General features: G+C 67.7%; 11 protein-coding genes and 1 tRNA gene. 11 read left to right on the top strand and 1 reads right to left on the bottom strand.

The features are described from left to right. The first annotated feature begins 75 nt into the window (after window positions 1-75). From C5B85_RS05160 to C5B85_RS05175, 4 genes are all read left to right on the top strand, one after another. Complete coding sequence (locus tag C5B85_RS05160; protein ID WP_104284970.1) at window positions 76-510, top strand: Lrp/AsnC family transcriptional regulator; 435 nt, start codon at window positions 76-78, stop codon at window positions 508-510. Next, on the top strand, window positions 507-1,745 hold the full coding sequence (locus C5B85_RS05165) for an MFS transporter (protein ID WP_104284971.1): 1,239 nt from the start codon (window positions 507-509) through the stop codon (window positions 1,743-1,745). The genes C5B85_RS05160 and C5B85_RS05165 overlap by 4 nt, the downstream gene beginning before the upstream one ends. 193 nt (window positions 1,746-1,938) lie before the next feature. Beyond that, window positions 1,939-2,820, top strand: a complete 882-nt coding sequence (locus tag C5B85_RS05170) for an SDR family oxidoreductase (protein ID WP_104284972.1) — start codon at window positions 1,939-1,941, stop codon at window positions 2,818-2,820. 53 nt (window positions 2,821-2,873) lie between these two features. Then, a complete protein-coding gene (locus tag C5B85_RS05175; RefSeq protein ID WP_104284973.1) occupies window positions 2,874-3,152 on the top strand; it encodes a Rho termination factor N-terminal domain-containing protein in 279 nt (92 codons plus the stop codon). A 75-nt stretch (window positions 3,153-3,227) separates the two neighbouring features. On the opposite strand, the gene C5B85_RS05180 is transcribed toward C5B85_RS05175, so the two are convergent. Beyond that, window positions 3,228-3,890: an MBL fold metallo-hydrolase gene (locus C5B85_RS05180; RefSeq protein ID WP_104284974.1), complete on the bottom strand. Its 663-nt coding sequence runs from the start codon at window positions 3,888-3,890 to the stop codon at window positions 3,228-3,230. A gap of 172 nt (window positions 3,891-4,062) precedes the next feature. Here C5B85_RS05180 and C5B85_RS05185 point away from each other — a divergent pair. The 7 genes from C5B85_RS05185 (at window position 4,063) to C5B85_RS05210 (ending at window position 11,378) form a co-directional block, all read left to right on the top strand. Further along, window positions 4,063-4,138: transfer RNA gene (locus C5B85_RS05185), tRNA-Glu, on the top strand. 257 nt (window positions 4,139-4,395) lie between these two features. Next, complete coding sequence (locus C5B85_RS19685; protein ID WP_308471325.1) at window positions 4,396-5,262, top strand: ATP-binding cassette domain-containing protein; 867 nt, start codon at window positions 4,396-4,398, stop codon at window positions 5,260-5,262. Further along, window positions 5,259-6,086: an ATP-binding cassette domain-containing protein gene (locus tag C5B85_RS19690; protein ID WP_308471326.1), complete on the top strand. Its 828-nt coding sequence runs from the start codon at window positions 5,259-5,261 to the stop codon at window positions 6,084-6,086. The genes C5B85_RS19685 and C5B85_RS19690 overlap by 4 nt, the downstream gene beginning before the upstream one ends. A gap of 132 nt (window positions 6,087-6,218) precedes the next feature. Then, window positions 6,219-7,115: a PP2C family serine/threonine-protein phosphatase gene (locus tag C5B85_RS05195; RefSeq protein WP_258070597.1), complete on the top strand. Its 897-nt coding sequence runs from the start codon at window positions 6,219-6,221 to the stop codon at window positions 7,113-7,115. A gap of 2 nt (window positions 7,116-7,117) precedes the next feature. Beyond that, window positions 7,118-8,794: an FHA domain-containing protein gene (locus C5B85_RS05200; protein WP_104284976.1), complete on the top strand. Its 1,677-nt coding sequence runs from the start codon at window positions 7,118-7,120 to the stop codon at window positions 8,792-8,794. A 2-nt stretch (window positions 8,795-8,796) separates the two neighbouring features. Then, the gene (locus C5B85_RS05205) at window positions 8,797-10,560 is read left to right on the top strand and encodes a protein kinase (protein ID WP_104284977.1); all 1,764 of its coding nucleotides are present in this window, start codon (window positions 8,797-8,799) and stop codon (window positions 10,558-10,560) included. A 131-nt stretch (window positions 10,561-10,691) separates the two neighbouring features. Continuing rightward, entirely contained in the window at window positions 10,692-11,378 is a 687-nt protein-coding gene (locus C5B85_RS05210; protein ID WP_104285153.1) for a hypothetical protein, read from the top strand. Window positions 11,379-11,445 lie beyond the last annotated feature (67 nt).

Below are 11,445 nucleotides of genomic sequence, written 5' to 3' on the forward strand. Positions count from 1 at the left end.
AGATCTTGGCACGGAAGTCGCGCATCCCGAGAGCCAATCGCACGCTTCAGACGCCACTTTCGGCAATAATCAAGTGTGGACACCATCGATCGCGCAATCGTGCGCGAACTGCAGGCGAACGCCCGACTCACCAACGCTGACCTCGCGCAGCGGGTGGGGCTGACCCCGGCACCCTGCCTCCGGCGAGTGCGGCGCCTCGAGGAGGACGGCGTCCTGCTCGGCTACCACGCGGAAGTCAACCCGGACAAGGTGGGCCGCGCCTTCAAGGTGCTCATCGACGTCGACCTCACGAGCCAGGCCCACACCACTGTTGAGGCGTTCGAGTCGCAGGCAGTCGAGCTGTCCGAGGTCACCGAGGTGCGCCGCATGTTCGGCTCGCCCGACTACGCGTTCCGCGTCGAGGTGGCCGACCTGGAGAGCTTCGAGAAACTGCTCCGCGAGAAGGTGTGGCGTCTCCCCGGCGTCCACCGCGTCACCTCCCACTTCACGATGAAGGTGCTCAAAGGGTGAGCAACGCGTCCTCGAAGCCCGCGCCGCGAGGCGAACAGGCGTGGCTCGCTGCGGCGCCCGCCGTGCTCATGATGGCCTGGGGCGGGAACCAGTTCACGCCCCTCCTGCTCCTGTACCGCAAGGTCGAGGGCTACTCGGCCCTGCAGGTCGACCTCTTCTTCGGCGCCTACATCATCGGCCTCATACCGGGCTTCCTCATCGCGGGCTCGCTCTCCGATCGCTTTGGCCGCAAGCCCCTCATGATCGCCTCGGTCGCGTTGAGCGTCGCCGCCGCCGCGGTGCTCGCGCTCGGCAGTGCGAGCCCGACGGCCATGATGGTCGGTCGCCTCCTCTCGGGGGTCTCCGTGGCTGTCGCCATGGTCGTCGGCACCACCTGGATCCGGGAGCTCTCGACGGGCACCGTTCCGCCCGCCGTCGCCGCGAGGCGCGCATCCCTCACCATCACTGCAGGTTTCCTGCTCGGCGCGGTCGCCGCCGGACTGCTGGCCCAGTGGGCTCCTTGGCCGACCCTCACCCCCTACATCGTGCAGCTAGTCCTCACGGCGATCGCCGCAGCCGCGCTCGCCCGGGGAGCCGAGACTGCCGGACCGCGGTCCAGGCGCACGCGTGGGCCAGGTCCTGAGGGTGAGGCTCCGCCGAGACGGCCTCTCGTGGATGTCCACATCGCACCGGAGCATCGACGGCGCTTCTTCACGGTTGTCCTGCCGATGGCCCCGTGGGTGTTCGCGGCCCCGGCGCTCGCGTTTGCCGTCTCGCCCGCGATCGTCGTCGAGCAGCTCGGCGGGCTCGAGATCGCTTTCGCCGCCCTCCTCACGCTCGTGACGCTGACGGTCGGGTTCCTCATTCAACCGAGCGTGCCCCGCATCGCGGCGCGCGTCGGGGGAGCGTCTGGCTCGGTCGGGCTCATCTTCCTGGCCCTCGGCACGCTCCTGGTCGCCGGCAACGTCGCCGTGCAGTCGCCGCTGCTCGCCTGCGCCGCCGGTGTCTTGCTGGGTGGCGCCTACGGCATCTGCATGCTGACAGGACTTGTCGAGGTGCAGGCGATGGCCGGAGGGCGCAACCTTGCCGGGCTCACCGGCCTGTACTACGCGCTCACCTACATCGGCTTCGCCCTCCCAGCGATCCTCTCGGCGCTCGCCCCGACCATCGGCACGATCACGCTGCTCGTCGCGGTTGCGGCACTGGCTCTCGGATCCTCGGCGCTCGTCGCCCTCGGAGTTCGGCGCACGAAGTAGGTCGTCAGGCGACAAGGTGGGTCGCCGCGGGGAACGGTACGTCGTCTCGAGAAAGCTGAGCGCTTGTGCACCGGTTGGTCAGTGAATGCCCACGTTCGGTCCCTAGCGTGGTGGGTCACGGACGATCGAGACCTCACCGCAGGTCGCCGACCGCCAGTCACAACGCACAACCGACCCCCCACGGAGGCGCATTATGACCGCACTCACAGACCCAAGAAAGCTCTTCAGTGACAGCGGATTCCCGGCCCAGGGGCAGCAGCAGCCCGGGCTCACCGGCGAGACGACGCCGGCGCCAGACCACGGCGAGCACAGTTACACGGGCCACGGCAGGCTCAAGGGGCGCCGTGCCCTCATCACCGGTGGCGACTCGGGCATCGGGCGAGCCGTCGCGATCGCTTACGCCCGAGAGGGCGCCAAGGTGGCGATCTCGTACCTGCCAGAAGAAGAAGAGGATGCGCAGGAGACCGCGCGCCTCATCAACGAGGCAGGCGAGACGGGGCTGCTCCTTCCGGGCGACCTCCGTGATGAGCAGTACTGCACCGAGATCGTCCAGGCGACCGTGGCCGCGTTCGGTGGCATCGACCTTCTGGTGCTCAACGCCGCCTACCAGCGCGACCGCACAAGCATCGGGGAAACTGCGACGGAGGAGATCCGCCGGGTCATCGCGACCAACCTCGAGGCGCCCATTTACACGCTTCGGGCGGCGGAGGCGCATCTCCCTCCCGGCTCATCCGTCATCTTCTCGTCGTCCGTGCAGGGGTACGAGCCGAGCGATGGGCTCTTCGACTACGCGATGACCAAGGCAGCACTCGTTTCGCTCACCGAATCGATGGCGAAGGAGTTCGGGCCCAAGGGCGTGCGCGTCAACGCAGTCGCACCGGGACCGGTCTGGACCCCGCTCATCCCGGCGACGGGGTGGAGCGAGGAAAAGCTCGCGAGCTTCGGGCAGGACACGCCCCTCGGCCGCGCAGGCCAGCCCGCCGAGCTCGCCGGTGCATACGTATACCTGGCCTCGGACGACGCCACCTACACCACCGGCGCGATCATCGCCGTCACCGGTGGCAAGAACCTCTGACGGATGTGCCATCAGACGGGACCCGGCCGGGTCCAGATTGAAGGGAGCGTGCGATGCCGAAGAAGGCAGGATCAGACGACCAGCCGAGCCTGAAGGACCAGGAGCTCTACGAGAAGCTCCGCGACGAGGGCAACTCGAAGGAGAAGGCAGCTCGAATCTCGAAGGCCGCGGCAAAGAAGGGGCGCCGAGCTGTCGGGAAGAAGGGCGGCGAAGCCGGTTCCTACGACGATTGGACGGTCGCCGAGCTCAAGGAACGCGCCAAAGAACTCGACCTCACGGGATACTCGGGGAAGCGCAAGAACGAGCTGGTCGAGATGCTCCGTTCGCACTGACAACGCGCACTGACAACGCGCACTGACAAGCGCACTGACAACGCGCACTGACGGTGCGCGCCCAGCAGGTGGGCGTCAGTCGAGCTCGAGCGTCTCGAACGGCTGCAAGTCGATGAGCTGTGCGCCCGCTCGCTCGGCCGACTCCCGCAGCCTGGACGTCGCCAGCGTCTTCCCGACCTTTGCGAGCAGCATCTCGTGCACCGGCAGCACCCGCTTCGGCCGCAACCGCTCGATGTAGTCCATGGACTCGGCGACGCGCATCCATGGGGCGTTCGCGCACACGGCCAGCACGTCGATGTCGACGCCATCCGGCGCGATGTAGGCGTCGCCGCCGTAGTAGAGGGCGCCGTGCTCGACGAGCACGCCCACGTTCTCGATACGCGGGATCGAGCTGTGGATGATCGCGTGCTCGCCTCCGAAGAACTCCAAGTCGAACCCGCCGACCAGCACGGACTCGCCCGCCGCGACGTCGATCACCTCGCCGATGTCCGGGAGGTTCGCCGCCAGAATCTTCTCGGCCGCAGACGGAGTCGTGAAGATGGGTGTCTTCGGGTTCCTTGCCAAGATGCGGGTCAGCTGTTCAGGGGTCCAGTGGTCGTCGTGCTCGTGCGTGATGACGATCGCAACCGTTCCGGCGGCTTCCGTGATCGGCGTCGTGAACTTGCCTGGATCGATGAAGAGTCGCGAGCCGCTCTTCTCAATCGAGAGCGCGGCGTGCTCGAGCTTGGTCAGGCGCATGGTCCTCCTCGGTTCAGCTGGCCCATTGGACACCGGACCGACGCTTCAACGCTAGCAACCGGTGTCTGGTTGGACCCTCAACAAGCCCGGAACGGTGGGCGACGCGCCGCTCCCATCAACCCGACTTGCGCTTGCTTCACTCGGTGTGCCAGAATATCCGAGTTGCCAAAACGGTCCCATCGTTTAGCGGCCTAGGACACCGCCCTCTCACGGCGGCAGCGCGGGTTCGAATCCCGCTGGGATCACCATCAGAAGCCCGGTTCGAGATTTTCTCTCGCACCGGGCTTTCTGCATGCCTGCCCTTTATTGCACTTCGTGTCTCTCATCGCCCGGTTGACGCTTGTCCGGAGCAGGGTTACGTTGGGTTGATTCTTGTTCCCGAGAGATTGGCAGGCCGGTGAGGATTCTCGACGCCTTCGCTACGCACACTGTGCGCTGACGACCGTCGATCCCACCTTCAGAGGCTTCCGGTGTCAGTGCGCGCGCTGAACAACCAGGGAGCACCGTGTCTACGACGACACCGCACAACACCTATCCACTCGCGTTCGACCGCCTCGGCTTCAACTGGCCGGACGGAACGCCGGCCATTGACGCGCTCACAGGCGCCTTCCCGCCGGGCAGAACGGGCCTCGTCGGCCGAAACGGCAGCGGAAAGTCCACGCTGCTGCGTCTGCTCGCGGGCGAGCTCGCCCCGACGGGCGGTGCGCTTCGCGTCGACGCTGAGGTCGCATACCTTCCGCAGCAGCTGACACTCGACATCGAGCTGCCCGTCACGGCCCTGCTCGGCGTCGACGTCAAGATCGCCGCCCTTCGCGCCATCGAGAGCGGCTCCATCGCCCCCGCCGACTACGAGACGCTCGGCGATGACTGGGACATCGAGGTGCGCGCGGAAGCAGAGCTTCGCGCTCTGGGCCTTGACGAGGCGATGCTCACGCGCAGCGTCGGCGGTCTCTCCGGCGGTGAGGCGATGCTCGTGGCTGTCGCCGGCCTACGCCTCGGCGGCGCCCCCATCGTGCTGCTCGACGAGCCGAGCAACAACCTCGACCGGCATGCGCGCGAGACGCTCACCGCGCTCGTCGCCTCATGGCGCGGCACCTTGATCATCGCAAGCCACGACGAGGAGCTGCTCGAGCACGTCGACCAGATCGCTGAGCTGCGCGGCGGAGAGATCAGCCTCACGGGCGGCGGTTACACCAACTACCTCGAGCACCTCCAGCGAGAGCAGACCGCGGCGGCTCAGGCCCTCCGGTCAGCGGAGGGGGCGCTCAGATCCGAGCAGCGCGACCGAAGAGAGGCTGAGGTCAGGATCGCGAGCAGCCTGAGGGCCGGAAAAAGGCACAGGCGAACAAGCGTGCGCCGAAGATCCTCATGAACGGACAGAAGGCGCGGGCGCAGGTCTCCGCAGGAAAGCTCCGAGGGGAGCACGACTCGCGCCTCGCCGACGCTTGCTCTGCCGTGGAACGCGCGGAGGGACGAGTGCGCGACGACGCGAGCATCCGCATCCAGCTCCCCGACCCGGACGTCGCGACCTCTCGTCGCCTCGCGACCCTCGAGCTGCCGGACGAGTCCGGGGAGCTTCGGCCCGTGGTGCTCATGGGGCCGGAGCGGATCGCGCTCACGGGGCCGAACGGCTCGGGCAAGACCACTTTGCTCGACGCGATCGCGACCTCAGCGAGGGCACTTGGCGGAGGCGGCATCGACAGAGTGGAGGATTCGACGCGGGTCGGCACTCGAGGTGGCGCCTGGGTCACGGCGTCCACCACCCGTGTCGGCTACCTGCGTCAGCGCCTCGACGGTCTCGACGACGCGGCAAGCGTGCTCGATAACGTGCGACGCGCGGCGCCGGACACGGCCGTCCAGGAGCTGCGCGCCCAACTCGCACGCTTCCTGCTGCGGGGCGCCGTCGTCGATCGGCCCGTCTCGTCGCTCTCCGGCGGCGAGCGCTTCCGGGTGTCGCTTGTGCGGCTCCTGCTCGCGACCCCGCCTGCGCAGCTTCTGCTCCTCGACGAGCCCACCAACAACCTCGACAGGGAGTCGGCCGCACAACTTGTCGATGCGCTGCGCGACTACCGGGGCGCTCTGCTGGTGGCGAGCCACGACACGCGCTTCCTCGGCCGCCTCGAACTGACCGGGCAGCTCGAGCTGAGTGGAACCGGGGGCCTCGAATCGGCGGGCAGATTCGTTGAGGAAGCGTGAGAGTGAGGTGGTCTCGCGGGCCGGTCTCGCAGCAGGGCCGCCGCAATGCCACAATGGACGCACGCGCGAACTACGCGTACAAGGTGTGCCTTCGGGGCAGGCCACCCGGGCAGAGTTCCAGAGGTGCTATTTGTGAATACTGAACTGGCTTCGTCGTACGCACGCGCGGAGGAAGCGGTTGCGCTGCGCGTGAGTGCCGCCAGCGACGTCGGAAGCGTGCGCCAGGTCAACGAAGACTCCGTGCTTGCGCGCATGCCCGTGTTCTTCGTCGCTGACGGGATGGGCGGCCACGCTTACGGTGACCGGGCGAGTCAGACCGTCGTCGCGACCTTCGACGAGGAGTTCCAGGTTGAGGAACCGGCCACGCCGGACCGCGTGCTGCGCACCATCGACCGCGCCAACCAGGCAGTGCAGAACCTCGTGACCGAGGCAGACGGCCCCGGTGCCGTCGCGGGCACCACCCTGTCCGGAATCGCCCTCGTCGACCTCGCCGACCTCGGTGCTGAGTTGCTGCACTGGATGATCTTCAACGTCGGCGACTCCCGCGTGTACGGCTGGAACGGCCGCGCCCTCGTGCAGGTCACCGTCGACCATTCCGCCGTGCAGGAGATGGTGGCGATGGGCCTCATCTCGGCGGCGGATGCGCTCATCCACCCCGACCGCAACGTCATCACGCGCGCCGTCGGCTCCGAGAGTGACGTCGAGGCCGACATCTGGCTCATGCCCGTGCACGGCCACCAGGTGTTCCTCGTGTGCTCTGACGGGCTCACGAAGGAGCTCAGCGACGAGCAGATCTCGCAGGTCATGCTCGAGTATCACTCCGACCCGGAGCCGGAGCTGACCCTCGCGGAGACGCTCGTGCAGACAGCTGTCGAGGTGGGCGGTCGCGACAACGTGAGCGTCGTCGTCATCGACTCCGAGTACGCGAATGCGAACGCCGACCAGGATTCCGGGACGCCAACCGTAACGACAGGACCGATCGCCGCCCCGCCAGCGGACGACACCTTCGAAGACACGACGCCGAGGTAGACATGACCGAGGCACTCCGCGAGGTCGAGGCTGCAGGTCCCGTGATCTTCCGCCAGCGCCGCCACGCCCTGCTGATCTTTCGGCAGCTCGAGTCGTCGCAGTTGGCCGATCCAGCGCTCGACGAAGACTGCGACGCCGACCGTGCCCTTGGGGCCGCCCGCCTCGCCTTCGCCGAAGGCACGCTCTCGCACGACCGGGTCTTCGCGGCCCTCCTGGGTGGCGGCCCGCTCAGCGAGGTCGCCTCGTTCGTGTACCTGATCGCGGAAGGCAACGGGCTTCGTGCCTTCGCCCGCGGGCCACTGCGCATCGTCGAGCTCGTGAACGCGCCGCAGATAGGACTACGCGCGGCGGTCATCCACGCCGGTGACGCCTTGACCTGGGTCGAGGCATTGCTCCCCGCTGCCAGAGGCGTCGAGGTCACCGTCAACGATGGCCGGCGTGGACTCCAGGATGTGCCCATCCAGCTGCTCTTCGCGGAGCACGATGAGGAGATTTCCGAGACGCTTGCGCCCATTCTCGAGACGTCGGCGTCGGCGTCGGCGTCGGCGACGACGGCCGACCCGGACCTCGACGGTGCCATGGGACCCGGTGAGGCGGTGCACGAGGATTCTCCGCCCGACGAGCCGACCACATCCCAAGCTCAGGCGGCTGATGCGAGCGATGGAATCGCGGAGGCCACGATCGTCGAACTGCCGCTCGAGGACGACGAGGCTTTCCAGCGCGAGCAGGATTCGAAGTCAGCGTCAGCGTCAGCGTTAGCCTCAGCTACAGAGCCGCAGTCAGATGACGAGTCTGGCTCCGAGTCTGGCTCCGAGTCTGAGACCGAGTCAGGAGGAGACCCGGAGGCGGACGGCAAGCTGAACCGCAGCGCGCATACCTTCCCTGTCCCGATTCTCGAACCGGATGCGCAGGCGGACCTGATCGGGGAGCACGACGGCCGGACGATCCTGAGCGACGAAGCGAGCCGAATCCGGCAGGCCGCGTCAGCGCGCCGCGCGGCCCGCCAGCAATCGGATGAACTCGGGGAGCACGACGGCTTCACCGTCGCGGCTGGCTCGTTGCGCGACCTTCGCGGCGGCGCGACCAATCAGGCGGGTCTCGGCGAGCTCGGCGAAACCGTGCTGGCGCAGGCGCTGTCCTTCGAGACCCACCCAGAAGTCGGAGTCGCGACGCAGGCAGCCCCTGCAGCCCCGCCCGCTTCGACGACCCCAACAGCTCCTCCTGTCGCTCCTGTCTCGAGTGCCGCTGCGGAGTCCTCCTCCGCTCACTCGTCGCCAATGCCTGTGGCAAGCACGCCACATCAGCGCCCAGCCCTCGGCGAGGCGGCCTACATCGTAGAGCTGTCCACGGGTGGCACGGTCGAGCTCGCGGGCCCGCTTGTGCTGGGCAGAGCACCCAACATGGGGTCAGAGCAGACGGGAGGCGTCGAGCCCCGTCACGTCAAGCTGTCAGGTGCCACCGACATCTCTCGGAACCACGTGCTCCTGAGCGTCGAGGGCGGCGTCATCGTCGTCACTGATCTGCACTCGCGCAACGGCACGGACGTCGTCATGCCCGGCCGCGGCCCGCAGCGCCTTCGTGCCGGCGAGCCGACCGCGGTCATGCCTGGGACGGTCATCGACCTCGGCAGCGGCATCTTCCTCTCCGTGCGGAACCTGTCCATGACGGCGAGGCACTAGCTTTGGCCGGGCAGCGACGCTCGCCAGCGGAGCCGCCCGAGATTCCCGGCTACGTCTACCGAAAGCACTTAGGTTCCGGCGGGTTCTCCGACGTCTTCCTCTACGAGCAGCAGTTCCCGAGACGGCTCGTCGCCGTGAAAGTACTCCTGGGTGGAGACGACCTCGGGGAGACGAGCAGGCAGGCGTTCATCGGCGAAGCCAACCTCATGGCGCAGATGTCGTCGCACCCCTACATCGTCACGATCTTCCAGGCGGACGTGGCCGGCGACGGCCGACCCTACTTCGTCATGGAGTTCGCGTCAGGGCTGAGCCTCTCCGAACGTTACAAGCGCGAGAAGATCCCGGTCGAGGAGGTGCTGCGCACTGGCGTGCGCATCTCGAGCGCAGTCGCGACGGCGCACGCCGTCGGGATCCTGCACCGGGACGTGAAGCCCGCGAACATCCTCACCAACGACTTCGGCTGGCCTGCGCTCACCGATTTCGGTATCTCGTCAGCGGTCGACGATGAGCTCGCCGACGCGGGCGAGCTCGTGGAGGCTGCCCCTGCGGGTGGCGGCGGACTCTCGGTCCCGTGGTCCCCTCCTGAGATGTTTGAGGACGAGCCGAGGCCGGATGTTCGCAGCGAGGTCTTCTCGCTGGGCGCCACGGTCTTCTCGCTCGTCGCGGGTCACACGCCGTTCGAGCGTCCCGGCCAGAAGAACACGACGCTCGACCTCATCTCCCGCATCGAGCGGGGCGCCATCTCACCCATCGACCGAGGGGACGTGCCGCGTTCGCTCGTGAGCGTGCTCCACAAGGCGATGGCTCGCAATCCCGCTCACCGATACCAGAGCGCCGTCGAGTTCGCCTACGCGCTGCAGCGGGTCGAGTTGGAGCTGAACTACGCACCGACGGCCATCGACGTCCCGAACATGACGATCTCGGCTCCCGCCGCGACCGGCGGCGGGGACGCCGACGCGACGAGCCTGCGCCCCGTCTCCCTGGTCAACGCCCAGGTGCACGAGGGGGCGAGGGCGAGCAAGGCGGAGTTGACCTCCGCGCGCGCCGTCGTGCGCGTCGCGGCCCAGCAGACTCCTGGCGGCTTCGCTGCGCGCTACGAGACTGCGAGCGGGCCCCGCCCTGGCAGGAAGGTTCGGGGAACCGAGCACACCGGTGGTCCGCCGATCGACGACTCAGGCCCGACGACAGCTCGCCGCATCACGACGCCGGGCCGGGCGGTCCCCGGACCCGCGCCGCTGGCCCCAACCTTCGGGGGCGCCCGGGGCGGTCAGGGCCCCGAGCTCCACGGCGACGATGCGTCGATGGCCGATGAACTGGCCAGAGTGAGCGAGGCCAACGCCGCGGCAAGTCAGAAGCGGCTGTCGCGCAACGGGCTCGTCGGCATCATCGCCGGCGGGTTGGTGGTCGTGATCGGCGTTGCCGCTGCGATTGCCTGGATGCTCACCCCGGGTGGCGAGGAGATCGGACGAGCGACCGCGACTCCCGTGGCCATCGAAGCTGGGGGATTTCCCCCCGTCCTCGTCGCTCCCGTCGCAGTCCGAAGCCTCGATGGGTCCGTCACCTTCTCCTGGTCGAACCCCGACCCGATGCCTGGCGACGTCTATTACTGGACGATGGGCGAGGGCGGCAAAGACGGGTCGACAACAAGTGAAACGTCCGTCGTCATCCCGGGAATCACCGATGGTGCTCTCACCTGCATCGAGGTAGAGATTCGACGCGGCGGGAAGGTCAGTCCGGAGCCGCTCGAGGTCTGCTATCCGCAATGACCTCGCCGATCGGCCATGATGGTCATATGAGTGAGAGCAAGTACACCTCGGCCGCAGAAGCGGGAGAGGTCCCGGAAGAGGCCGTCGAGATCCCGGACAGCGACGAGCGCATCGTCAGCCAGGTACCGCCGCTGGGGCCGCTCCGCCTCGAGTTCGTGGGCGAGTGGTACGAGCTCGACCCGGCTGAGCCGTTCACGATCGGCCGCGACGCCGACCTCGTCATCGACGAGAACCCCTACCTGCATCGCCAGTTCCTGGTGCTCCAGGCGGAGTTCGGGATGTGGTGGCTCTCGAACGTCGGTTCGGTGCTCTCGGCGACCGTGACCGACGATTCGGGGCAGGTGCAATCGTGGCTCTCGCCCGGCGCGAAGCTGCCTGTCGTGTTCCAGCACATGCAGGTCATGTTCACGGCCGGTTCTACGACCTACGATTTCGCCATCCATTCGGCGTCGGACTTCTACAACACCTCCCACGTGAACATGTCGCCGTCCGGCAACACCACGCAGGCGGTCATCCACCTCACCGAGTCCCAGCGAGAGCTGATCCTCGCCCTTGCGGAGGACGTGCTGCGCAACTCCGTGCCGGGACGCGGCGTCATCCCGAGCTCGGCGGATGCGGCGGCTCGCCTCGGCTGGACCCTCCCCACGTTCAACCGCAAGCTCGACAACGTCTGCGACAAGCTCGACAAGTTCGGAGTCTCCGGGCTGCGGGGCGGCCGCAACAAGCTCGCGTCGAACCGCCGCGCTCGGCTCGTGGAGTACGCCATCTCGACGCGACTCGTGACGCCGGAGGACCTCGAGACCCTCGACCGCCGCTGACGACGCCACGCACCACCGGGCCTCCTCGGCGAAGGTCCGGCCCGTTCGACATGACGACGCACCGCCT

Source organism: Pseudoclavibacter sp. AY1F1 (assembly GCF_002931075.1).
GTDB lineage: Bacteria > Actinomycetota > Actinomycetes > Actinomycetales > Microbacteriaceae > Pseudoclavibacter.

Bases quoted from the DNA above. Each gene is read 5' to 3' on its own strand.
- C5B85_RS05175 (WP_104284973.1), top strand. From the start codon at position 2,874: ATGCCGAAGAAGGCAGGATCAGACGACCAGCCGAGCCTGAAGGACCAG.
- C5B85_RS05180 (WP_104284974.1), bottom strand. From the start codon at position 3,890: ATGCGCCTGACCAAGCTCGAGCACGCCGCGCTCTCGATTGAGAAGAGC.
- C5B85_RS05170 (WP_104284972.1), top strand. From the start codon at position 1,939: ATGACCGCACTCACAGACCCAAGAAAGCTCTTCAGTGACAGCGGATTC.
- C5B85_RS19690 (WP_308471326.1), top strand. From the start codon at position 5,259: ATGAACGGACAGAAGGCGCGGGCGCAGGTCTCCGCAGGAAAGCTCCGA.
- C5B85_RS05200 (WP_104284976.1), top strand. From the start codon at position 7,118: ATGACCGAGGCACTCCGCGAGGTCGAGGCTGCAGGTCCCGTGATCTTC.